The organism is Chitinivibrionia bacterium, assembly GCA_009779925.1.
Lineage (GTDB): Bacteria > Fibrobacterota > Chitinivibrionia > Chitinivibrionales > Chitinivibrionaceae > WRFX01.
This window is the reverse complement of record WRAZ01000005.1, coordinates 1-24,471: the sequence shown is the minus strand read 5'-3', so window position 1 is coordinate 24,471 and position 24,471 is coordinate 1. Positions and strand designations below refer to the sequence as shown.

The following is a 24,471-nucleotide window of genomic DNA, read 5'->3' as shown; positions in this document are numbered from 1 at the left end:
TTACCCGTGTTTGCCTTCGCAGTTGTTAAAATAACATTTTTCGTCGCCCGATAAAAAATCCTGCGATTTTTCGTAAGACAAAAGCACTCTGTCAACGAGCATTACCGTTTTTGCGTAGTCTTTTATGTCGTGAAAATCGTGGCTCACCATAATCACCGTTGTCGAAAATTCTTCGTTCATTTTTTTGATTGTATCGTAAAAACAATCGCGGCTCGAAGGGTCAAGCGCACCCGTCGGCTCGTCCAAAATCAGTATGGTCGGAGAGGAAATAAGCGCCCGAGCCAAAATTGCCCTTTGTTGCTGACCGCCCGACAACTGCCCGATTTTTCGTTTGCGAATATCCGAAATTTTCAGTAAATCCAGCGCGTCGTTTAGTTTTTTGGGAGTGTTTTTGTCTTTACTGCAACGTAATCCCGAAAGGACTATTTCTTCGACATTTGCGGGAAAACGCGTATCAAGCGTCGATGTTTTTTGCGGAAGATAGCCGATAATATCGTCGGGATTATGAAAAATCACCCTGCCTTTTTGGGGCTTTATAAGTTGCGCAATTGTTTTTATCAGCGTTGTTTTTCCACTGCCGTTTTGCCCGACAACCGCAAGAAAATCGCCGCGCGAAACGTCGAACGAAATATCCTGCAAAGCGCAGTAATCACCGTAATTAACAGTAAGATTTTCAACGGTAATTTGTTTCAAAACCTGAAACCTCCCCAGACGCCGACGCCCGCGCCTTTTTCGCTGTTATAAAAAACGCTTGACGTCATTTCAAAACGCCCGAACTGCCTGAATATATGCGAAAGATTTATTTCGTATTCTTTGGTAATATCTCCGCTCAAAAATTGTTTTCTTTCACTGTCGCCCTCTATCCCTATTCCTATTTGCGCTAACTGCTCTTCAGTTAACCGTTCTGCAAGATGAGGATATACAAAAACGTCGCCGAGCGAGCCGCCGCGAACGTTGCGATTGTATCGATTATGAACAGCTTCGAGCCTCAGCGCGTGCCTTTGCGAAAAAGCAAACTGCGAAAGTCCGCGAATTTGCGCCGAATTCGGTCCAAGTTCCGCGCCTATATTACGTCCGAAATGCGCATGATTTGCCGCCGCGCCGCGAAAATGCGTGTAAACCCACGGCTCAACCCTGCAATATTCAAAACCGAAAATCGCGTTTCGTCCTGCAATTACGGGAAACCACTGCGTTCCGACCGTAAGCGCCCATTTATTTGCCCATTGGTCGTTAAAAAGCGTGTGCGGCGCGGTGCCGTCGTCAATAAAAAATTCCATATACCAGCGTGCAATCTGAGGCATTCGCAGTTCTAAGTCAAAGCCGATTTGTTTGTTATCCAAGTCGCCTGCAAAATGTTCCGCAAAAAAATACGGGACAAAAGGAATCATATACACAGGCTCTATTCTTCTTGTTCTGTTAAGATCCCAGTCGGGCAAAACCTGTCCTTGCGGCGGAGGTTCCGCCATAGTTGCGGCGTCGCCCGTTGAGCCGCTGATTATTGAAGCGTTTATTCCGAGCGTAAGTCTGCCGTCAAAAAACGGAACTTGAGCGCGATGATAATATATAAATTTATTGAGATGATTTAGTTCCCGCAACATTCCGAAAATTTTATAGTATTGCATACGCCCAAAATCCAGCGCGGCTCTCGCATAAAAAACGGGTTCATCGACAATGTTAAGCATAAGACGATTGTGCGCGGCGGGTCCCGACGTCAAATTATCTACCGCTACATCAAAGCGAAAGCGGTCGGTCTGCTTGGATATTCCCGCGCGAAAACCGTCCATAGCCCGAAAATGCGAAGTATCGCCGCCGATTGTGTTGAAAGTAGGTCCACGAAACGGCTGGTAATTTTGCTCGATAAAAGGCGTATCGCTTCTGAATTGGGTGAGAACATAAATGTCGGAATAGAACGAAAACGCGCCCAAATTCGCCGTAATCCTCGGTTCTACAATCCCGCGCGCGTCCACATCTCCGTCAAATCTCCCCTGCCCTGTTAAGTCCAAATTCAGCAAAACGCGATACTCGTCGTCCTCGCTTCTGATTTCGGCTATTCGCGCGTTTCCCTCAAATCTGTTTTTCAGGATTTCGAGCGTTTGGCGGTCGGTTTGGGTTAAATTTTGGCAGTTTTCGACGTCCGCTATCCATCGGCGGAGTTCTTCGTAATTCATCGGTTGTTGCGAAATTCCCCTTGGCAAGGCTGTTCCGCATCGCGAAGAAATCATATAAATTATCTCGTCAATTCTATTATCGATGGCGGCATTCGGCTCAAATCGAATTGTCTGCGCAAAAACCGAAAACACAAGAAGTGCGACAATAATCATTATTTTTTGCATTTATTTTCCCTCTGATTTCAGTTTTGTTAAGCGTCATTTTCAATTTTTTGCGCTTAATTTTCGACAAAGCGCCTCTGTTTGTTTGAAAAATAATATATTTTAGTGCCTAAAAGGGAGATTATTATGAAAAGAATTATTTTTTTGCTATTTTTCGCAACGATTATTTTTGCCGAAACAAAACCGTCGTTTCCGGTTTTTGAGGAAATTTTACCAAACGGACTTACCTTGCTTGTTTTTACCGATACCACGCTTCCGACGGTTTCGTGCAGGTTGTATTATTTTGTCGGCTCTATGCACGAAAGTTTTTCGCACACAGGACTTTCGCACATGTTTGAGCACATGATGTTTAAGGGAACGCGCAGGCTCGGAACGACAAATTTCAGAGCGGAAGTCCCGCTGATGAACGCGATAGACAGCATAGACAACAAAATGCTCGCGTTAATCCGAATCGGAGTTCCAAGAACAGACGAAAGAGTTGTCGCCCTCAGAGAAGAGGCGTTTGCGCTCCTCGAACAACAGCGGGAATTCATAATAAAAGACGAAATTTGGTCTATTTACGAGCGAAACGGCGGCACTCGACTAAACGCTTGGACAAGCCGCGATATGACCGCCTACATCGTAAATTTACCCGCAAACAAAGTCGAACTTTTCGCAAACATAGAAGCCGACAGAATGCAAAATTTGGTTTTACGCGAATTTATAAGCGAGCGCGACGTGGTTGCCGAAGAACGAAAAATGGTTGTGGACAATCGCCCGTTAAGCAGATATTTTGAAATTCTGGAAACTGTTTTTCATTCGGCTCACCCCTATCAAAACCCCATAATAGGTTGGGCGAGCGACATAGAAAACTTTAGCGTTGCGGCGTTAGAAAATCACATTGCAAGATTTTACAGACCCGATAACGCTCTCATAGTTTTGGCGGGGAATATCACGCCCGCCGCCGCAAGCGCGCTCATAAACAAATATTTTGCGCATATTCCCAATCCAAGCCAGCCGCTTGAGCCCGTTCACACAAGAGAGCCCGCGCCAATCGGCGAAAAACGCTTTATTGTACGCGAGAACAACGCCGAGCCGCGCGTCGATATTCTTTTTCACATACCCGGCTACCCCGACACAGCACTTTTTGCATTGGAAATCATAGAAAATATGCTTTCTGGCAACAGCGGAATTTTGTTTCGGCGGCTTGTCGAAAAAGAAGGATTGGCGGTTAGGGTAAGCGCGGCAAATTTCTGGCGGCATCATAACGGCAGATTTGCGATTTCGGCAGTTTTGAGAGCGGGAGCCGACCATAAAAGAGTAGAAGAAATTATCTTGGAAGAAATAGAAAAACTGACGCGCATTGACCCAAGCCCAAGCGAATTAACGCGCGTAAAAAACACAATTTTGCGCTCGCATCTCGAAAACTTCAGAGATATGGAAAGATTTTCCGACCAATTGGCGTTTTTCCAAAGGTTCGGCGATTGGCGCGGACTTTTTGAGTACCCCGAAAGAATAGCGGAAATAACAAGCACAAAAGACGTAGTCGCAAGATACCTTAACCCGAATTACAGAGTTGTAGGGTGGATTGTCGGGGAGTGAGGAGGGAAGGGATATAAAAATCCTACAACTTGACGTAAGTTGGTAAAAACAATTGCTTAATTGGGATATTTTTCGCCATTTACCTTTGGAAAAATAGTATATTTGTGTTTATAAAATTAAAAAAAGGGGAATTATGGCGGTCAATGACACACTTGCAACGCTTTTGAACGAACTTAAACACATAGCAAAAAGCGAAACGGTTTTCGGCGAGCCGTTTGTTTCGGGCAAAACGACGGTAATCCCGGTTTCAAAAATTTCTTGCGGGTTTGCGGCAGGCGGAAGCGGAAAAAAAGAGGGACTTTCAACAACGGGCGGCGGCATACAGGTTATTCCCGTAGCGCTCATTACAATAGTCGGCGACAGCAACGTAAAAGTACACCCGATAGACCCAAAAGACAGCGTAGGGCTCAGACTTTTGGGACTTGCTCCCGATGTTATCGAAACAGTTTTGAAATCAGTTAACAAATCGAGTAATAAAGAAGCGTAAAAATGTTCGACAAATTATCAGAAAATTACATTTGGGTAAGCGCGAATGCTCCCGTCGGCGGAGACGGCTCTGCAGATAAGCCTTTTTCGAGGATTAAAGACGCGCTTGACTGTGCAGTTTCGGGGTCGGTTGTGGCGCTGACTTCAGGAAATTATGAAGAAAAACTCGTCGTGCGCGACTTATGCGGCACCATTGAAGAGCCAATAACAATACTCGCTTTCGATGAAAACGGCAAAGACGCAATTTCGTATTCGGATTGGTATTTTTACTCAACAAAGGACATTATTGTTAAAGGCGTGGTGTTCAGCAAAACACAAAACGCCGCAATTTCGATTATTGGCGAAGCAGAAAGATGTAGCATAAAAGACTGCAAATTTATTGAGTGCGGCGAAGTTTCGGAATGCACAATATTCTTCGGCGGAAGCGGCGGTCAAGACTGCGTTGTAGAAAACTGCGAATTCAGCGCGCCCAAAGATGCCGAAAATCACATTGCAATTATGATTTCGCAAAGCACAGACGAAAACGAAGAAAAATTTGTGTCGAACTCCAAAAATTCATCGGTGCGTTTCTGCCGATTTAAGAACTGCAAAACCGCCGTCGTTGTAGGTAGCGACGAAAATATATGCGGACTTTTCGGTGGGCACGAGATTTACAGTTGCCTTTTTGAAAATTGCAAAACAGGCATAAAAATTAAGGTAAGCGGAACGCAAATAGGAAGAAATATTTTCAGAAACACAAATGCGGCAATCATAACCGACGCAGGCGGCGAAAACGAAATATTTGAAAACCGTTTTGAAAACTGCCCCAACGCGATGATAATCGGAAGCGACGACGCCACTATTTCCGAAAATTGCTTTATCGATTCAAAAATTTCCTTTGACGGCGACGAAGAAAATAAAAATGCGGTGCCGATTTTAATTCACAAAAACACTTTTATCTCGAACACAGAAGACGAAGAAATTATTTCTGCACGCTGTAAATCGGCAGCGTTTGCCAACAAAAATATTTTTTACAACTGCGGCATTAACAAGCAATACATTAACGAAGAAGGCAGTATTTTTGAGAAAAACAATATTTTCGCAGATTTATCTAACGGTGATTTTTCGACAGATTTGGATTACGGTTGCAAAAGCGGCGCTCAAAAACTTCTTGAGATAGGCGAAATTCCAAAGGTTGATATTGTAGAATTGTTTAAACAACAAGAAAAAGAATTGATGGCGTCCGACCACGAAAACGCTTCGACAAAACAAGAGCTGTTATCTCAAAATATAATGGACGAACGAGACTTATTCATAAAAGCAATGTGTTTTCAGAACGATGACGAAAACGACGAAGACGAAATCGAATTTGAAGCAAGCCACGTTGGCTACGAGGGTTTGCGACCTATTGGAATTGACGGCGAATTAGAAGATAATTAAGAAAAATCTTGATTATTGTTCGGAGAAATTAGATATAATCTAAGAAAACGCGGCTTTTTGCTTGTGCAAATTATTATTTTTAATCAATTATTACAAATGACAACTAAACAAAAAAGGACTAATTTATGCAATACATTTCGACTAGAGGCGGTATGGAGCCGCAAAATTTCTCGCAAATTCTCTTAGGCGGACTCGCTCCCGACGGTGGTTTGACCATTCCCGAAAATTATCCGCAGTTCGACAAAAACAAATTGTCCGAACTTGCAAAACTGAATTATTGCGACTTGGCATTTGAAATTTTACGCGAATTTGCCGACGATATTCCGCAAGACGACCTTCGCAAAATAATAAATAATTCTTATACTCCGCAAATATTCTGCAATTCAAGAGAAAGCGCACGCGCGGCTGATATTACACCGATTACCAAAATTGATAACACTCTGTTTATTCAGGAACTCTCAAACGGACCTACTCTTGCATTTAAGGACTTGGCAATGCAGTTTCTGGGCAACGCGTTTGAATATGTTCTGCAAAAAGAAAACGCAAAACTAAATATTCTGGGCGCAACTTCGGGTGATACGGGGAGTGCTGCGGAATACGCTATGAAAGGCAAGAAAAACGTGAATGTTTTTATGCTTTCGCCTGCGGGAAAAATGTCGCCGTTTCAACGTGGACAGATGTATTCTCTTCAAGATAAAAACATACATAACATCGCAGTAGAAGCAATGTTTGACGGTTGTCAGGATTTGGTAAAAGCGGTAAATAACGACAAAGACTTTAAGGAAAAATACAAAATCGGCGCAGTAAATTCAATAAACTGGGGAAGAATAGCCGCTCAAATCGTGTATTATTTTAAGGGATATTTTGCTGTTGTCGAGAAAATTGGCGAGGAGATAGATTTTTGTGTTCCCAGCGGAAATTTCGGCAATGTTTGCGCAGGACATATCGCAAGAAAGATGGGACTTCCCATACGCAGATTGATTGTCGCAACAAACGAAAACGACGTTTTAAACGAGTTTTTCAAAACAGGAAAATACGCGCCGCGTTCAGACAAAGAAACTTTCGAAACATCATCGCCGTCAATGGACATCAGCAAGGCGTCAAACCTCGAAAGATTTGTCTTTGATTTATTGGAACGCGATAAGCAAAAATTGAAAAATTTGTGGGAAACCATAGAAAACGGCGGCGAATTTACACTTGACAACAAAATAAGAAAACAAATGCACGAAAAATACGGATTTATATCTTCAAAAAGCACCCACGACGACCGAATGGCGGCTATTCGAGACGCTTATTTTCGCTATGGGCTTTTTATAGATACACACACGGCAGACGCTTTCACGGTGGCGCAAAGACTCAGAAACAGCGCAATAAAAACCGTAATTATGGAAACGGCTTTGGCGGCAAAATTTGAAGAAAATGTCAGATACGCAACAAGCGGAAAAAGACCGCCTGTCCCAAAGCATTTGGAAAATCTTGCCGATTTGCCTCAAAGAGTAGTAAAAATAGAGCCCAATTTACAAGTTTTAATGAAAATTATCGTGGAAAATGCGATATGAAGGCAATGATTGCCTTGCTTTTGGTATTTTTTTTGCAAATTTTTGCCGAAAATAACAGAAGCAACGTTTGCCACGGAAGCGACGGTCGCCTATTCTTTATAGAGCGCGGCGATACTATCTTTTTGACTGCGCTTAAAGGAACGCGAGGCGCAGACGGAAGCGTTGAAGAGAGTTGGTTTACCACACAACACGGCGCTCGCGTAAAAATAGCCGACGGAATTATAGTCGAATTGATTGGCAGTGCAATCCCCGAAGCGGTGTTTGGGCAATACGGCATAAAATCTTTTGAAAGATTGGCGAACAACATTTTCTTGGTAAATCCGTACGACAGAAGCAGGCAGTTTGAACTTTCCCGCGAACTTTCGCAAGATACCGCAGTAAAATATGCGCACCCTAACCTTATAAGAGAAAGACGAGCGCGATGAAATTTTTATTGCCGATTTTGATTGTAATATTTTTGCTTTCCTGCTCCGATGAAAAGGAAATCGGCATTGAAATACCAAACCAAGACAATCCATATATACCAAAACAAACAGATAATTTTGACCCGTTTTTTCAGCACCAATGGCACTTGCACAGCGAGCAGTATTTTTCGATAAATATACTTGGAGCTTGGGAAATCACTAAGGGAGCAGGTGTGCGCATTGCCGTTTTAGACGATAACATACAGAGAAATCACGAGGATTTTGAAGCAATTTTTGTTTACAATGTAGTTAACGGCAGTAATAGCATAGAGCCCGTAAGAAGAAACGTATATTCGCACGGAACCGCGGTAGCAGGTGTTGTTTCGGCGCGTTGGAACGATGTCGGCACAATAGGAGTTGCCCCCGAAAGCGATATGCTTTTTATCGGAGACCCGAACTTTTTTTCGGAAGACGCAGATGTAATAAGAGCGCTTGACAAAGCAAGAGAATGGGGTGCGCAGGTTATAAATTGCAGTTGGGGCGGCGGGCTTATAAGCGAGTCGTTTGAATCGCAAATGAGGTCGCTTTACGAAAGCGGAGTTGTCGTTGTCTTTGCCACAGGAAACAGAGGTTGGAATCTCGACAATCAGCAACGAATTGACGAATCCGAACTCCCGTGGGTAATAGGCGTTTCGGCAAGCGACAGAAACGGAATGCGCAGAAGAGATTCGGATTTCGGAAGCAAACTCGACATTATGGCTCCCGGCACATCAATACTTATTCTCGATTTAATGGGTGCAGACGGAAGCAATAACAGCGGCGGGCTTGCAAACGAAAATTATGGAATATCTAACGGAACATCGTTTGCGGCGCCGATTGTAGCTGGAGTTGCCGCCCTTATGCTCGCGGTAAATCCAACGCTGACGGCAACACAAGTCCGACAAATAATAACAGAAACCGCACAAAAAACAGGCGGTGATGAAGTAATGTATGACGGAAACGGATTTTCACTATCCCACGCATACGGATTGATTGACGCCGAAAGAGCCGTACAACGCGCGCGAGACTGGGGCAACGGCTCCTCTATTACACGATTATTCCGTTAATAATTAACGAATAAAATTCGTTCTTTGGCGAACGTTTTCTTTTTGCGGAGGTTCAATCCCCGATTTTTTACCCGCCTCAATACAATTAAGAAGCCACGCCATATTTTGAGCAAGTACCCGCATTGTCTGCAAACCTTCCAAATCTTGCTCGACTTCTTCGGGCGTATTTCCGTGCACCATATTCCAATATTGCGACGAAACAATCGGCATATTATTTATAGTAAAATATTTGTTTAGTTGGTCAAATGCGGCAGTTGCTCCACCTCTTCTGCACGACACAATAGCCGCCGCGGGCTTATATTGCAAATTCCCGCCCGCAGAATAAAAAAGCCTGTCCATAAATGAAGTAATACTGCCGCTTGCACCCGCATAATATACAGGAGAGCCGAAAATAAAACCATCCGCGCTTTTTGCCAAAACCGAAAACTCATTTACAATATCTTTAACCACACAAGAAGGATGCGATTTGCAATATGAACAACCACGACACCCGGCGATAAGTTCTGTTCCTAACTGGCAAACTTGGGAAGAAATCCCTTGTATTTGTAATTCTTTCTCAATTTCACGAAGCGCTCTGTTTGTGCAACCGACCAAATGCGGGCTACCGTTAACTAATAAAACTTTCATACATTTTTCTCCTCTTCTGCTTTCTTTTTTTCTAAAACATCAATTTCATAATGCGGCGAAGTCAAATCTATACCCGCTTCCCTAAAGATGTCCTGAATATTTTTGTGCAATTCGGAATAAACTTTCGGCACTTCTGCAATTTCTTTTGTATAGGCGTTAATCTCATAAACGCAGTAAAAATCATCAAGCGCTTTTTGCAGAACAAACGGTTCGGGAGTTTGCTCTATAAACTGCGTTTTTTTTGCCGCCGCTATCAATAACTCGTGTATTTTACGCCAATCTATAGAATAATTAACAGTCAGATTCGTATGAACAATAAGACCGTTCCCTGATTCTTTAGAGTGGCTGAAATTTGTAATATTCGAGGTCAGAATTGTAATGTTCGGAAATGTAATATATTCTTTTTTGTCTGTGATAATTCTGACGACAAACGCGTTTTTTTCTACAACAAACCCCTCGCTTTCGCCAATTTTTATTCTGTCGTTTATATGAAATGGGCGCATATAAGTAATCACAATTCCTGCAACAAGGTTCCCTATCGCCGACGACGAGCCAATCGAAATTATAAGACCGATAAAAACCGATACACCCTGAAAAACTCTGGTGTCGGAATTAGGCAAATAAGGAAAAACAAGCGCAATCGTAAATGCGTAAATCGTGTATTTCAAAAGGAAATAAGTCGGCTTTGCCCACTCGGGATAAAACCCTTTTATTACAAGTCGTTCTTTTTCAATTTCACTGCTGAAAAACTTAAGCGTTTTAAGAATATATCTCACAAAAAACAAAATTACGACAATTGTTATGAGCTGAGGGATATATCCGATTATGCCGAAAACAATCTTTCTTACGGGAGACAAAAAATATCCCCAAATAGTCGTGGCAAAATCGCGAGTTTGAGGAAAAATCCCAAAAATTACGGGTATCGTAAAAATCAGAAGCAAGATAAAAAGCACCCATTTTACCGAATGCGTCAAAAAGAACAACGTATGCAAAATCTGTTTTTGGTCTAATATTTTATATTTTTTAATTACCAACGATTTGAAGTGGTTTTCCGAATACGAAGCCAAAAAGCTGTTGATACGGCGAAAAAGTAAATTCAAGATAAATATTAAAAATATTACAACGGCAATCACTGACCCCGTTGCAATTATCTCTTCGAGAAAAGAAACACCTTCCGTTTGAATACCTTTTATTATCGTTGAAAGATCAATTACATCATCTTGCTCTTGCGCAAACAACGACGAAACAAAGAGAAGTACGCAAAATCCTATTTTACGGACATCCATAAAATTCCTTTCAAAATACGCACGCAGACGAAAAAACGTTCTTACAAGCCCAATTTTTCTTTAAGAGCTTCGGGCGTAAACGGCTTAACCATATAATTATTGGCGCCCGCCTTAAGCGCTTCAAGAACTCGGCTTTTCTCCGATTCCGAAGTACACATAATGATTTTTACATCTTTGTATGCGGCGTTCGCTCTGGCTTCGGTCAAAAACTCAAAACCGTTCTTAACCGGCATATTCCAGTCAAGAAGAACCACATCGGGCATATTTTTAGCCAATTTTTCGAGACCGTCTTGCCCGTTCTCCGCTTCGACAATGTCGCTGATTCCCAGCGCGTTAAGCTGGTTTGTCTGTATTCTTCTCATAGTTGAAGAATCATCAACAAGAAGCACCTTCATATAAATCCTCCGTTATGTTTTACGCTATTTTCTGGGTATAATATACATATTGGCTTATCAATCGCGCAAGTAATATTTGTCAAAGAAGTCAAATCTTTCATTTTCGATGTTTCGGGGCGTATCAAATAAATAATCCGCGCCAATTATCCGCAGGTCTATAAGCACTGAATTATAGCTGAAAACCGCCTGCAAATAAGCCAAGTCGCTGCTACGGAATTTTTGCTCCGCCGTTTCCATATCAGCCTGCGAGATAAGTCCGTTTTGATAGCGAGTTTGCGCCAAAGCAAACGCATTCTCGGCGGCATTGCGCATATTTCTGCTTTCTTCTATTTTCAAAATCTCTTCTGCCAACTGCTCGTAATAAGAGGTTAAAACAAGGGTCAGCTCTTCTTTTCTGCGTTCAAGATTTCGACGTGCAATCCTCAAATCAAATTCTCTTTGTTTTACGCGCAAGCCACGCTGTCCGAAAGGTGTAATATCGTAAGTTATTCCAAAATAAAGCACTCTTTCCGGTTCAAATGAAAAATCGCTTCTTCCCGTAAAATTAGCAACTCGATTAAGCGCAAGCCCGCCGAAAACCACGGGCAAATAATCACCCCTCGCCATTCGCACTTGCAATGACGCCAAATCAACAGCGGTCGTCAACATTCGCAATTCTTTGTTTCGCGCAAGAAAATGATGCATCAAAAGATCGTAGTCAATATTTATAATATTATGTAAAAGCGTGTCCGTTAAAACTATACTATCCGCAGATGTCCTTAAACCCGCGGCAACGGCAATCGCCCGAAAATTTTCGCGCTCCAAACGCTGTGCTTCTCTCAATCTTATCCGCGCCTGCGAAAAATCTATAAAACTATTCAACGTGTCAAGTTCGGACAACTGTTCCAATTCAAAACGCAAAACAGTCTCGCTGTGTCGGCTCTGTGCAATGTCGCGAGACCTCTGTTCGATTTGCGTTCTTCTTTGAGCAATAAGCGCAGAATAATATTTTCGGGTAATGTTCGCTTTAACCAGCATTCGCGCTTCCTGCCACTGACAAATAAGCCCGCGCCCGCGAGACCTTGCATATTTTAACGCCAGCCGAAGTTTTCTTTGCGCAAAAAACGTCTGACGAAAATCAAGCCCGCCCGAAAGCGTGTTTTGCGGCACGTGAGTAAGTTCGCTCATCATTTGGTCGAGCATTGTTGTTATTTCCATATCAGCTAAATTGAATAACGACGGCGAAAAAGGATTAGGTAAAGTCGCTCTGTAAGCTTCGGTGAATGTCATAAAATCGCCAATTCTCCCCATAGGATTAAGCGGTGTAATTGCGTGGTCAAAATTTCCCCTGAAATGAATTTGCGGAAGCATATTTCGTTGCGCTTCTTCAATAGCGCTGATATTTTGCTCAATCATCATATTGGCAACGGCAACCAAATGCGAATGCTTGTAAACGGAATCAATGAGTTCGCTGAGCGAATAGCCGACGTTTGAAAAGGCAAGCGTATAAAACATCAGAATTACACAAAAGGCTCTTCTCATAATAATCAGTTCCTTTTCTTCTTCCAAAACTTATCTTCTTCGGGAGCCTTAAAATTATAGAGCGGCTTAACAACAGACAAAATCTCGACCGTATCGCCGATATTTGCTATTATTTCGCCCATCGGCTTGTATGCCATCGGCGCCTCGCTGAGCGTGCTCTCCCCCACCGACGTCGTCCAAACGCCTTTCATCGCTATTTCAAAATCTTCTAATTTCAGTTGTTTTTCCGCTTGAGTTCGCGACAAAACGCGCCCCGCCCCGTGAGGCGCCGACCAATTCCAGTCTTCGTTTCCTTTGCCCACGCAAATCAGCGAGCCGTCGCGCATATTTATAGGGATAATCAGTTTTTCTTTCTTGTTGGCGCTGACCGCACCTTTACGTATTATCATTCTTCCCGTATCAACATAATTGTGAATTGTGTTTATTTCTTCAAACTGTTCGGGCGTTCGTATTCCGGTTGTCAATGTCTCCAAAATCGCTTTTCTGTTCCAGTATGCAAATTCTTGGGTGGTTTTCATATCGTTAATATAATCGCCAAAAAGTTCGCCTTCGAGATACGCGAAAGAATATTTCTCTTTCATTTCGTTTTCTTGCGCCAAGAGTTCCTGAATTTTCTCGCCGTTGCCCTCCGCTTTTGCTTTCTTTACAATCTCTTCCACATTGATTTGCTTCAAGATTTTTTGCGCTTTATTTGTGTAAAACTGCTCTATTTCCAGCCCCAAATGTCGCGAACCCGAATGGATAACAATATAAAAATGCTCTTCGTCCTCGTTTATTTCAATAAAATGATTGCCGCCGCCGAGAGTTCCGACAGATTTACGCGCGCGCGACATATTTATAGTCGGACATTTTATGTTATGAAGCTTAACTTCGCTGCTTAATCTGTGCGCGCTGTCGTGTATATTAAAGCCGAACGGGATTTTGTTGCGAACTACCCTATCAACTTTCTCAAAATCTATTTCGGGTAAATGTTTCTTTTTATAAACATAAGCCGTCATTCCGCAACCGATGTCGCAACCGACAAAACTCGGCACTATTTTATCGGTTATCGTCTGGGTAAATCCTATGCAAACGCCTTTTCCCAAATGGCAGTCGGGCATTATTCGTATTTTGGTATCGGCAAATGCTTCAAAATCGCAAATATTTTGTATTTGTTCAACAGTATTTTTGTCAATTCTGTCGGTGAAGACAGTTGCGCTATTGTGAGTTCCGGTTATCGTTTGCATAATAGACCTCCTGTTCTATGGAAAAATACGTTTTGCCGCAAATCAAAAGGACGTAATTTTAAAAGGTTCAAGATAAGTTAAGTATAACGCTTAACTTATCTTGAACCTAATCTTTTATTTTGTTGCTTATCCCACTTCTTTCATTATTTCTATCTTCAACTTTTCCATTTCGACGATTGCCTTTACGTCGTCTAAATTATAATTTTTATCCACGTAAGCGTCATAATAAACAAACGATACCCCCGCCACATTCTTTGCAATGTTATATCCCGCATTTATTTGCTCGTTAAACGATGACTTGCGTGCAAAACCCCCGGATTTTACACTAAGATACTCCAAAACATCGCCGAGCCACTTCTTTTTAACCAACTTTTCATATTTTTCTTCCTTATTGCATTTTTCGACGCCCGTCCCGAATGCATAAAAACAGCACTCTTCTTTTCCCAGAAATCCTCTCTTCGCCGCCTCGATAAACGCAGGCATTATTGCAAAGTTGTTATAGCCCACGCCGCCGTCCGACAATATGTGCTTTTTCTCTTTTATAGGTATATGCTTAAAATAAAGCGGCGCGGCAAAAGACGGCGATATAAAATACCCGACCGACTTGTCTTTAAGCCACGGTTTATCGGAGTTGAAATACATAGTCGTCTCGCCCGCCAACTCAGAAGACGAAACGATAAGCGGCACCTTAAAATCGCCGCAAGTTTTACCTTTGAAAATAACGTCGTCTAAATATTTCACCGCGTTATCCAAATTATATTTCGGCGGCAATAATTTCTTTTTCTTAAATATTTCTCCGGCAGAATCCCTGAACACTTTGCAGAGGTCGCCGTCCAAACCCAGCGCCAAATAAGCGCCCAAAATCGCTCCGACCGATGTGCCGATTATCAAATCCGGTTTCACTTCCGGCTTTTCTGTTTTTAGTTGCGTCAATGCTTTTGCAGGTATTATTCCTCTGACTCCGCCGCCGGAGATTACGAAGATGTTTTTCATATTTTGCTCCTTTTGTTTAATGACTATTGGTTTATATCTAATGTATAATATATTGGGCTTCTTGCAAAATCCAAATGCTCTGAACAGATTTTCGCAACTGCATCAACACCCAAAGATACGGATTCTTTTGTCGCCGACTGTGGTTTCTTCAAAATACAGTTTTTCTTCCCAAGTTTTTTCGGCGCTTCTGTCGAAAACCACTATCCAACCGTCTTTACTTCCGACTTTGTCCATATACATTTGCACTTGCTCTATGGCTTTCGTTTTTGTTTTTTCGCTTTCATAAATTTTGAGTTCAATCGGATATTTTTGCTTTTCCCATTCTATACAGATGTCTGAGCGTTTTGTGCCGAGAGCCATTTCACGGTGGATTTCGCCGCCGCCGTTTATCACTCTTTGCACAAATGCCTGAAAAACCAAATGCGGCGCGGCTTCCACATACTGATACAGGTCTTCTTCGTAGCGTTTAACCCATATTTCGCTGTTTTCTCGCCAAAAATCTTGAAATTCGCGAATTAGAAAATTTATATCAATTTTGCCATTTTTTATGTATTTAGGAAGCTTGTCGTCTTCTCTTGCCGTTATTAAAGTTTCCTGCACGCCATAATTTAGGAGGCGAATAATTATTTCTCCATAAATTTTATTTCCCGGCTCTACTGCCCTATCGTCGGTTTCTTTTATAAGCCCTAAATCTCTCGCATACATATAGTCATCAGATATTCTATCCGGCAAATCCTCTCCCAAAATCAGCGGCTGTATAATTTTGCGAACTCGCGGCTCTTTTAGACGTTCCATTAAACTGTCAAAATGCGTCGGACGTTTTCTGACTAAATTATTTATTGCCGTTTTCACCATTTCTTCGGTTATGGGAACAGAATAATCATTTTTGCAAATTTTTTCTATACATTCGCAAGCAATGGCGTTTACTAACCACGGCTGTCCGCTTGTTTGATCGTAGATATAATCGACTGCTGCTTCTTCAAAAACCTGACCTTTTTGCGCGGTGTGCTGTGAATAGAGCGACATTACATCGTTTTTGCTAAACGTGCTTATTGTAAGCGATTCCTTTACAATGTTAAACGGGCTCGCGCTTCCGAGCGTATCGTTGTCGTCTCTGACTTTCGCTTTGAAGTCGCGAATATTGCGCATTCCGACTAAAGCAACACTGTGAACGAAAGGCACTCTCGGTCTTGATACATAACCATCTCGCAATTGCCTTAAAAAAGTTATTAAAGTGTTGGAATTCAAGCAATCCGCTTCGTCAAAAAGTATAATCAGCGGTTTGTCTAAAGAGCGACAATAGCGTGTAAGACAAGATTTTAGAACGCCTGTTGTATTACTATAATCTGCATTTCCGGCAAATCCGCTTGGCAATTCTTGTGTTTCTATACAAGTTTTTATTGCTTTTACTATTTCAGGAATTCCCTTTTCCGGGTCAGGAAAAGATTGCAGTGCCTCCAAAGAACAATATAAAGCATAATATTTACCGCTATTACTCAGTTTATCGACAAGTTCCCAGAGAAGTGTTGTTTTTCCGCTTTGACGAGCAGCGTGAATAACAAAATATTGCTCCTTGTTTATCAGATCCATCAATTCGTCATTCATACCGCGCAATGGATCAACTATATAATGCTTCCCCGGTACGCAAGGTCCCGCTACATTAAAAAAAAGTTCCGACATTTTTGTTTTTCCTTTCACATTAACAGTAAGATACTATTTTCCGCAGCAATAATGACGGGCAATCGTTATAATGGAGTCCGTTTTCGTCAAATACGGAATAAAACTGTCCGCAAAAAATGTCGGCGGAACTGAAAATGTCGATTGCTTTCCGTTGTATATGGCGATGTTTTTGTGAAACAGGTGAAATTTTCGGTTTCCTTAAAGCGGAAATAACGTATTTTCTGAATCATTAACGGAGGGTACTCATTTGTTTGAAGATACGAAAAAAATATTAGAACAAATAAAGCTCGGCGAGGATAGTCGGCTTGAATTAAAAAGTATTGAATTTACAAACAATTCGGTTTCCGCTCCGCATCGTAATTCAATGGCGGACGAGTTGGCGGCTATGGCTAATACCATAGGTGGCGCATTTTTTCTTGGCGTTGACGACAAAACCCGCGAAATAGCAGGTATCCCGATTGATAAATTAGACGTTGTTGAAAGATGGTTGCGAGACATAGCTAATGATTTGATAAATCCACCGTTAGAGTGCGCTATCCGTAAAATATCCATAATCGACGAGGGCGGCAATGATAAAAACATAATAACGATAGATATACCTAAAAGCATTTTTGTCCACAAAAGTAGCAATGGCTATTTTACTCGAATAGGAAGTTCCAAACGAGAAATGACGCCGGAGGTTTTATCGCGTCTTTTTCAGCAAAGGTCTCAAAATAGGTTAATTTGTTTTGACGAGCAGATTGTTATGAACTCTCGCTTGTCTGATATGGATAAAAAATTGTGGGAACGTTTTCGCACAAACTTATCCCCCGAAGCCGACAAGGAGTTTTTGACAAAATTAAAACTTGCGGATTTTGACGAAAGCGGAGAAATTCGCCCAACAATTACCGGAATACTATTTTGCTGCGATTCTCCCGAAAAGTTTATTCCGAACGCTTTTATTCAGGCTGTTTGTTATCTTGGAGAAAGTAATAATTCCGAACAATTAGATATGCAAGACATAACGGGACCGCTTGACGTGCAGATAAAAGAAGCCTGTAAATTCGTGAAACGCAATATGCGCGTAGCAGGAGTTAAAAATCCTGAGCGAACCGAATTTCCGCAATATTCTTTAAGTGCAGTATTTGAGGCGCTTGTAAACGCTGTTGCGCATCGCGATTATTCTATTTACGGCTCAAAAATAAGGCTGCGTATTTTTTCGGACAAGTTGGAAATTTATTCTCCCGGAGCAATTCCAAACACAATGACTTTAGAGAGTTTGCCGCTTAGGCAATATTCGCGAAACGAGTTGATAAGTTCTTTGCTTGCTCGTACGCCAATGAATTTTGACACGGTCAACACTTACAGAAAATACCTTATGGACAAGCGCGGCGACGGAGTGCCTATTATATACTCGGAAAGCCTATCCGTTTCAGGCAAAAAACCGGTCTATGAATTGATCGATGAAACAGAACTGAAATTAACAATTTTCGCGGCGGAAAGGTGAAAATTGTCAGCAGAATATTGAGCCGGTTCAATCAATTTTCATTTTATTTGTCAATTCCATTGCTATTTAAGAGCGGGAAAACGTATATTTACAGCCAAACTTGTAAAACTTAAAGGATATCTAAATGAAAATCTGCATTCTGACTCCTCGTTTCCCGTTTCCGGAGAATGGCGGTGATGTTTTACGTATAAATAATATATGCCGCTACTTGAAAAGTAAAGGACACCAACTTATTTTAGTTTCTTATTATGATAACAAAGATATTAAAAATAATTTATCCGAACAACTCTATGATAAAATTTATTATATTAAACACAGAAAAATCAGAGCGTACATAAATACAATACTCGCATTTATTTTTAACAAGCCGCTTCAAATCGGTTATTATTTCTCATTTGAGTTTCTGTCGGTGTTCAAAAAAGTAATTAAAATAGAGCAACCGGATTTATATATTTCACATTTGCAGAGAATGGTGTCTTACCTGAACATTTGCCGCCTACATGAAAATTCAATTGTAGAAGCAACCGACTTAATTTCAAAAATGTACGCCTCTACAAGTAATTCTTCAGGCATCTCTTTAAAGAAATTTATCTATAAAATTGAAAACGAACGTATTAAAAAACATGAATTACAGACATTAAACGCCTATAAAAAATGTGTTTTTGTATCAAAGGAAGATATAAAACATCTTGATTACAAATCAGTGTCAGTGCATGCCTGCGGAGTGCAATGCTTGCCGAAAATTCCGGCAGGATACAATAAAAACAAGATTGTATTTGTCGGTAATATGCGCACACTGCAAAATAGTGATGCTGTAAAATTTTTCATAGACGAGATTTTCCCTGTAATAAAAAAAGCAATTCCAAATGCTGTGTTTCACATAATCGGCGCTGAGCCTCCTGGGTTTATTCAAAATATGGCAGACGGAAAAAATATTATAGTAAGCGGATTTGTTCAATCAATCGAAAACGAGATAAAAGACGCGGCAGTATCTGTTGCACCTTTGCGTATTGCTGCAGGTATTCAAAACAAAGTGTTAATTTCTATGGCTTGCGGCATTCCAACAGTACTGACATCTTGCATATCGGCAGGTATTCCTGAACTTGTGTCAAACCAAAATTGTGTTATTACAGACGAAAAAACCGATTTTGCAAATGCTGTTATATCGTTAATGCAAAACGAAAATATGCGCAACGATATAGGTGCAGCCGGATATGAAATGGTGCAATCCAAGTATTCTTGGAATGAAAAGCTGGAAGGGTATGAAGAGTTGTGAAAAATACCAATTACAGCGATAGTCAAAATACTACTATATCAGTAATTATCCCAACGTATAAACCACAAGATTATATATTAGAGTGCCTGCAGTCTCTGAACAACCAGAGTTTCGATAAAAATAAATTTGAAATTATAATAGTGCTTAACGGAGAACAAGAGCCATACCACTCATTTATTAGCAATTGTTTATCGCAATGCAATTTTCAATATGAATTAATTTATACCAATATTGCCGGAGTTTCAAATGCGCGCAACGTTGGAATTGAACAATCAAAAGGCAAATATTTAACTTTTATTGACGACGATGATTTGATTTCCGAAAATTATTTGCAAGGATTGTATGATATTGCAAAAAACGGTCTAATTCCGTTATCTTATATAAAGGCGTTTGTTGAAAATATATCAAATGAGAAAAATTTTTATATAACCGATGTTTATGAAAAAATGAAAAATAAAAACCTAAACGTACTTAATACTCGCTCATACTTTTCAACTCCTTACTGTAAACTAATTCCCCGTGATATGATAGGAGCGCACAGATTTCCTGAAAAATTACAAAACAATGAAGATGTAGTGTTTATGTTTGCAATTTCAGACAAGAAAATGAAAATGCAATTTACAGATAAAACCGCCGTTTATTATAGAAGAACAAGAGATAATTCATTGGTAACAAGAAAAGTTTCTTTGGCATACACAATAAAAAATCGCCTTAAATCATCTTTTGCCATAATCGTGATATACCTGAAATCTCCAACAAAATATAGTTTCCTGTTTATGGTTTCCAGAATTTTAGGGCTTTTGAAAACGATAGTGGTGCCTATACAGTAAACAGAGAAATTCGGCTGTTATTTTTTCCGTGCCAATGCTTGACACACACTCTCTACAAATGATCTTATACTACACAGTCGCATACAATACCGTTTCAAGATAGCCTACTCCGTGATGCCTAACGTATAATTTGTATTCAGGCACTAATTTGTGAATATATTCAGCAATACTGATCATATCTTCGTCGCTATGATAGATACAAATTGCCAATTTGGGCTTATCTCTGAGTATTGTTTTCTCTGCACCTTTTAATGCGTTCAACTCTGCACCCTCTATGTCCATTTTTATAAATGAAACCATTTCCATCTCCAGACCATCTATAGTTTTGGAGTTAACTATATTGTTAACTCCACTACCACCCCAATCCCTCTCAGAAGAGCGTTTACTGTCTGTTATTCGAGAGTTCATTCCGCTTGCATCACAAAAAGACACCTCTCCATCATAGTCACATATACAAGCATTTATTAAACTTATCCTAGGTTGTTTTCCGTAAGTTTTTGTAAGTTTTTTAAAGTTAACAGTGCCTGGCTCAAACGCTATAATTTGCCTGTATCCTTTGCCACAAGCCAAAAACTTGCTTATCGTGTCTCCGATAAAAGCTCCGCCATCTATAAAAACTTCATTTTTTGTTAAGGCAAATTCTTTTATGAAATATTGGTTTTTGGGGGGGGATTGTAAAGGAAAATCATTTCTGCGGCGAGTTTGGCGATATTTGATCATGCCAAGATACATTTTTTTACTTTTTTCATCGGCGAGTGTATTTATTACAGCATCAACCCGCTCAACATTTGACGAAAAAAAGAGGACAGAATCCTCGTTTGTCCCCATACGCTCAAAATGCCGCAAATTAGTTTTGTTAAACCCTAAAAAGGACAAATCTGTACGGGTAAAAACGTAGTATCTAAAACTACGCCACAAAAAACTACACTTTAATTTCGCCATAAAAAACTGCAATAATTGCATTAGACTTCCTCCTAATTATCTAACAAACTCTCACAAAATAATATATGCTAACAAGCAAAATATGAAAAAACAGTTTTTTTGTAAAATTTGGTCAAACCCATAAATTTAATGCTGTATTCCCGCAATATTAACGGCACTATTTTTTTCATAATTTGCTTCAACGCTTCTTTAATTCGATAATCTATTACGACATAATCCACATTTCTGTGTCGTGAAGCCCAATAAGGGAATTGACTTCTATAGCTTTGATATTTCTTGTTTTTATTCTTAACTTTATCAACTATTAAAAAAACTTTACTTGAATACGAAATTAAAAAATAATCGACAAATGAAAGCAAAACACTTTGTTTTTCTATTTTTGAATTACACGTATGTTGTCTTTTTTCGCCTATAGTATAAACAAAATCATACATAGCCGCAGCATTTCTAAATCTCACACTGTCTGAACATACTAAAATTTTTCTATCTTTATTTCGTTTGTGAATTTTTATTAAATGATTAATGTTCTGCTGTATAAAAACTTCCTGTAATTCCGCAGGTAGTGTTGGAAACTCTGAAAACTCATCAAAATCATCCAACAAGTTTTGAAAACGAAATACCGCTGTAAAATAATCATTGTTCATCTTGTTGCGATGGAAATCTATAACATCTTGCAATTCTGTTGAAAGATGGAACAATTCATTAAACAAGCACCCATATTCCTTCTGAAAAAAACTCATATTTGTATAGAATAAAATATATTCGTAACTTGCAGAAAGGTCTTTAAGAATGGTTATTACCTCCTTGCAAGTTAATCTTCCTGCATATTGTATAGTATCAGAGTATTGTTTAGATTCAACAGCCCACCATCCCTCAAAATAAGAAAGTGACACGCTCTTTTCTTTGTTTTCCTGTATTTGATTTTCTGATATTTTCCAATCATAATTAGGGTGTAAATAATCAGACAAGTCAAATGGAACAGTATGATTTATTTTGAATTGGAAGCCGCATTCTTTGCATATTTTATACAACGCCGTCATTGCTCGAAACCTATCCGTCATACCTCCTTGTGGTCTGTCATCATTTGCCATAAATACAATCTTAGTAATACCGCGCATACAGTCAACCTTTCCGCTAATTTTTTCCAAAAACATTGAAAACCAATTTCATAGGCAAAAATCTTAACACCCAAAACACGATCGTTTTAGGAAAATAAAAAGCAAGCGGCTTTGCAAACAAATACTTATGTTTTATCAATATATCTGTTGTGTTTTTGTCTTTTTGTTTTTGCTTTATATACTGTAATATAAAACCAAAATATTTTTGTAATACGTAATAATTTATATACTTTTCTAAGGTCTGGTGTCTTTCTGAGATATATTTTTTCTGTTCAAGCAAATTTTCCATTTCCATTTCAATGCGCTCGCCAATATATCGCTTTCCGCCCTGCGTAGCCGAATCGTCTCTGCAAATATAAAAATATATAACACTTGAAGATGAGTAGGACTCGTCGGAAGAAGCAAACGCTTTCATACAAAACTCTATATCTTGTCCCAATTTTCTACCAACAACAAATCGTAATTTTTCTCTTACTAAAAAATTCTTGTTGAAAATGACACTACACAAATGAAAACGAATACGACACCCTATAACTTTTATCAAAAATTCTTTCGCTGCCATACATTGATTATCGTTTACCCACTCTATACAACTATCATCTTTGAAACTAAACAAAAAAACGTCCGCCGTTTTATCATTTATAGCATCTCGTAAAATATTGATTACATTATTAGGTATCGCATCATCGGCGTCAAGAAACCAAACGTGTTTTCCGTTAGAATTTTCAATTCCGGCATTTCTTGCGACAGAAACGCCTGAGTTCTTATCCAATGATATTAGTTTGATGTTAGAGTTTCTTTTTGCATATTTAAGCACTACGCTTTCTGTGTTATCGGTAGAACCATCGTTGACAACGATTACTTCAACGTCTTTAAGGTTTTGTTCTGTCAATTGAGACAGAATGTTACCGACAAAAAGCTCTCCGTTCCAAACAGGAATAATTATTGACAAAAACATTTTTTACCTTTCCAATTTTCTCTGTAAAATATTATATGCCACCTTTAATAGAGAACTCAAAATGCGTTTCTTGCGTATTTTCCTTCCTTAATAGGAGTAAAAGTTCGTTCATACGTTTTTCGCCAAAAAGAAAGTTTGCCAATTATTATGGACGATAATATTTTGTAAAACCAATAAGGTAATAAAAAATATTTTTTATATAATCTAATTCGCCTTTCTTTAGACTTCTTAGCAAATCCTGCGCTATTAGATACTCCGCAATCTTCAAAAAAGGCAAATTTCAATGGTAAATATTTTACAGTTGCATTATTCTTTACCATAGCAAACATAAAAAAACCTACATCTCCTTCAAGGTCGAAACAGCCTAGTTTTCTCATAAATGCTGTTTTAGTAAACGTTGCCTGATGCGGAAGTGTTTCAGAAACCCAATAAATCGGTCCTCTGGTTTCTTTGTCGGATACCGGCAGTTTTCTTTGAGAACGAGAAATATGAAAAGCAGAATCCCATATTTCATTATAATCCTGTCCTTTTTTTTCCATTACCAATATACCTTTAATAATATCTTCATCAAACTCGTTGGCGAAAATTTCTTCCAGTGTAGTATTTTTATATGCACAATCCCCAGAATTAAGAAACCAACAGTATTCTCCGTTTGCTTTGGCAATTCCTTTATTCATTCCTTGATAAATTCCGCCGTCCGGCTCACTACACCAATAAACAAGCTTGTCGGTTTTCTCTGCGTATTCTTTTATAACGTCAACACTTCCGTCTGTTGAGCCGCCATCAATTATTATCCATTCGTAATCCGTCCAAGTTTGCGTCACAACACTTTTAGCGGTATTTACAAGTCCGTCTTTGTTGTTTAGATTTATTGTTATTATCGAAAGTTTAGGCATATTATTTTTCTTCTCCTTGTAAGATTTTCCAGTAACCGCCTTTGTCCGCGCCAATGCGTTCTATTGTGCCGGCAGATTTGAGCGCCTTCAAATTTCGTTCAATAGTTCGAGTCGTTTTTTGCAAAATCCCCGACAACTCTTCAGTTGTAATTCTCTGGTTGTTTTTTATTGCTCTTAATATTATTGCTTGATTTTCTCCGACATTTTCTCCGACATTTTCTCCGACATTTTCTCCGACATTTTCTCCGGTTGTCTTACAAAAAACAGTAACCTTAAAACTGTCGACAGAAGTTTCAAATATAGGTGTCGGTAGGTTTTCTTCTTTGAAATAGTCCATAATTCGCTTAATTCC

General features: G+C 39.8%; 23 protein-coding genes. 9 read left to right on the top strand and 14 right to left on the bottom strand.

The features are described 5' to 3' along the window. Both FWE23_03120 and FWE23_03115 read right to left on the bottom strand, forming a co-directional pair. Window positions 1-693: a metal ABC transporter ATP-binding protein gene (locus FWE23_03120; protein ID MCL2844428.1), complete on the bottom strand. Its 693-nt coding sequence runs from the start codon at window positions 691-693 to the stop codon at window positions 1-3. Then, window positions 690-2,333: a hypothetical protein gene (locus FWE23_03115; GenBank protein MCL2844427.1), complete on the bottom strand. Its 1,644-nt coding sequence runs from the start codon at window positions 2,331-2,333 to the stop codon at window positions 690-692. Before FWE23_03115 ends, FWE23_03120 begins: the two co-directional genes overlap by 4 nt. A 123-nt stretch (window positions 2,334-2,456) precedes the next feature. Between FWE23_03115 and FWE23_03110 the strand changes: the two genes are divergently transcribed. The 6 genes from FWE23_03110 to FWE23_03085 all read left to right on the top strand — a co-directional run bounded on the left by FWE23_03110 (window position 2,457) and on the right by FWE23_03085 (window position 8,885). Then, a complete protein-coding gene (locus tag FWE23_03110; GenBank protein ID MCL2844426.1) occupies window positions 2,457-3,911 on the top strand; it encodes an insulinase family protein in 1,455 nt (484 codons plus the stop codon). A gap of 133 nt (window positions 3,912-4,044) precedes the next feature. Beyond that, window positions 4,045-4,398 (top strand): sporulation protein, encoded by a 354-nt coding sequence (locus FWE23_03105; protein ID MCL2844425.1) that lies wholly within the window; start codon window positions 4,045-4,047, stop codon window positions 4,396-4,398. A 2-nt stretch (window positions 4,399-4,400) separates the two neighbouring features. After that, window positions 4,401-5,816 (top strand): hypothetical protein, encoded by a 1,416-nt coding sequence (locus tag FWE23_03100; GenBank protein ID MCL2844424.1) that lies wholly within the window; start codon window positions 4,401-4,403, stop codon window positions 5,814-5,816. A 125-nt stretch (window positions 5,817-5,941) separates the two neighbouring features. Next, window positions 5,942-7,375 (top strand): threonine synthase, encoded by a 1,434-nt coding sequence (gene thrC / locus FWE23_03095; GenBank protein ID MCL2844423.1) that lies wholly within the window; start codon window positions 5,942-5,944, stop codon window positions 7,373-7,375. Further along, window positions 7,372-7,800: a hypothetical protein gene (locus FWE23_03090; GenBank protein MCL2844422.1), complete on the top strand. Its 429-nt coding sequence runs from the start codon at window positions 7,372-7,374 to the stop codon at window positions 7,798-7,800. Before thrC ends, FWE23_03090 begins: the two co-directional genes overlap by 4 nt. Further along, entirely contained in the window at window positions 7,797-8,885 is a 1,089-nt protein-coding gene (locus FWE23_03085) for a S8 family serine peptidase (protein MCL2844421.1), read from the top strand. The genes FWE23_03090 and FWE23_03085 overlap by 4 nt, the downstream gene beginning before the upstream one ends. A 3-nt stretch (window positions 8,886-8,888) precedes the next feature. On the opposite strand, the gene FWE23_03080 is transcribed toward FWE23_03085, so the two are convergent. From FWE23_03080 to FWE23_03050, 7 genes are all read right to left on the bottom strand, one after another. After that, the gene (locus FWE23_03080; protein ID MCL2844420.1) at window positions 8,889-9,512 is read right to left on the bottom strand and encodes a flavodoxin family protein; all 624 of its coding nucleotides are present in this window, start codon (window positions 9,510-9,512) and stop codon (window positions 8,889-8,891) included. After that, complete coding sequence (locus FWE23_03075) at window positions 9,509-10,798, bottom strand: mechanosensitive ion channel family protein (protein MCL2844419.1); 1,290 nt, start codon at window positions 10,796-10,798, stop codon at window positions 9,509-9,511. Before FWE23_03075 ends, FWE23_03080 begins: the two co-directional genes overlap by 4 nt. 41 nt (window positions 10,799-10,839) lie before the next feature. Next, the gene (locus FWE23_03070) at window positions 10,840-11,193 is read right to left on the bottom strand and encodes a response regulator (GenBank protein MCL2844418.1); all 354 of its coding nucleotides are present in this window, start codon (window positions 11,191-11,193) and stop codon (window positions 10,840-10,842) included. Between the two features lie 57 nt (window positions 11,194-11,250). Then, the gene (locus tag FWE23_03065) at window positions 11,251-12,741 is read right to left on the bottom strand and encodes a TolC family protein (GenBank protein MCL2844417.1); all 1,491 of its coding nucleotides are present in this window, start codon (window positions 12,739-12,741) and stop codon (window positions 11,251-11,253) included. Continuing rightward, window positions 12,720-13,940, bottom strand: a complete 1,221-nt coding sequence (locus FWE23_03060; GenBank protein ID MCL2844416.1) for an RtcB family protein — start codon at window positions 13,938-13,940, stop codon at window positions 12,720-12,722. Before FWE23_03060 ends, FWE23_03065 begins: the two co-directional genes overlap by 22 nt. A gap of 126 nt (window positions 13,941-14,066) precedes the next feature. Continuing rightward, the gene (locus FWE23_03055) at window positions 14,067-14,933 is read right to left on the bottom strand and encodes a patatin-like phospholipase family protein (protein ID MCL2844415.1); all 867 of its coding nucleotides are present in this window, start codon (window positions 14,931-14,933) and stop codon (window positions 14,067-14,069) included. A 102-nt stretch (window positions 14,934-15,035) separates the two neighbouring features. Continuing rightward, window positions 15,036-16,613, bottom strand: a complete 1,578-nt coding sequence (locus FWE23_03050) for an AAA-like domain-containing protein (protein ID MCL2844414.1) — start codon at window positions 16,611-16,613, stop codon at window positions 15,036-15,038. Between the two features lie 247 nt (window positions 16,614-16,860). Here FWE23_03050 and FWE23_03045 point away from each other — a divergent pair, with 247 nt between their 5' ends. The 3 genes from FWE23_03045 (at window position 16,861) to FWE23_03035 (ending at window position 20,205) form a co-directional block, all read left to right on the top strand. Next, window positions 16,861-18,099: a putative DNA binding domain-containing protein gene (locus tag FWE23_03045; GenBank protein ID MCL2844413.1), complete on the top strand. Its 1,239-nt coding sequence runs from the start codon at window positions 16,861-16,863 to the stop codon at window positions 18,097-18,099. A 124-nt stretch (window positions 18,100-18,223) separates the two neighbouring features. After that, on the top strand, window positions 18,224-19,375 hold the full coding sequence (locus FWE23_03040; protein MCL2844412.1) for a glycosyltransferase family 4 protein: 1,152 nt from the start codon (window positions 18,224-18,226) through the stop codon (window positions 19,373-19,375). Continuing rightward, window positions 19,372-20,205 (top strand): glycosyltransferase family 2 protein, encoded by an 834-nt coding sequence (locus FWE23_03035; GenBank protein ID MCL2844411.1) that lies wholly within the window; start codon window positions 19,372-19,374, stop codon window positions 20,203-20,205. The genes FWE23_03040 and FWE23_03035 overlap by 4 nt, the downstream gene beginning before the upstream one ends. Before the next feature lie 69 nt (window positions 20,206-20,274). Here FWE23_03035 and FWE23_03030 read toward each other — a convergent pair whose 3' ends face one another. The 5 genes from FWE23_03030 to FWE23_03010 all read right to left on the bottom strand — a co-directional run. Then, on the bottom strand, window positions 20,275-21,168 hold the full coding sequence (locus FWE23_03030) for an FkbM family methyltransferase (GenBank protein MCL2844410.1): 894 nt from the start codon (window positions 21,166-21,168) through the stop codon (window positions 20,275-20,277). Between the two features lie 47 nt (window positions 21,169-21,215). Further along, window positions 21,216-22,265: a hypothetical protein gene (locus FWE23_03025; protein ID MCL2844409.1), complete on the bottom strand. Its 1,050-nt coding sequence runs from the start codon at window positions 22,263-22,265 to the stop codon at window positions 21,216-21,218. 16 nt (window positions 22,266-22,281) lie between these two features. Then, on the bottom strand, window positions 22,282-23,217 hold the full coding sequence (locus FWE23_03020) for a glycosyltransferase (GenBank protein MCL2844408.1): 936 nt from the start codon (window positions 23,215-23,217) through the stop codon (window positions 22,282-22,284). Window positions 23,218-23,279: 62 nt separating this feature from the next. Further along, complete coding sequence (locus FWE23_03015; GenBank protein ID MCL2844407.1) at window positions 23,280-24,119, bottom strand: glycosyltransferase; 840 nt, start codon at window positions 24,117-24,119, stop codon at window positions 23,280-23,282. A gap of 1 nt (window position 24,120) precedes the next feature. After that, window positions 24,121-24,471, bottom strand: a 351-nt coding sequence (locus FWE23_03010; protein MCL2844406.1) for an HTH domain-containing protein, incomplete at its 5' end; no start/stop codon positions are given.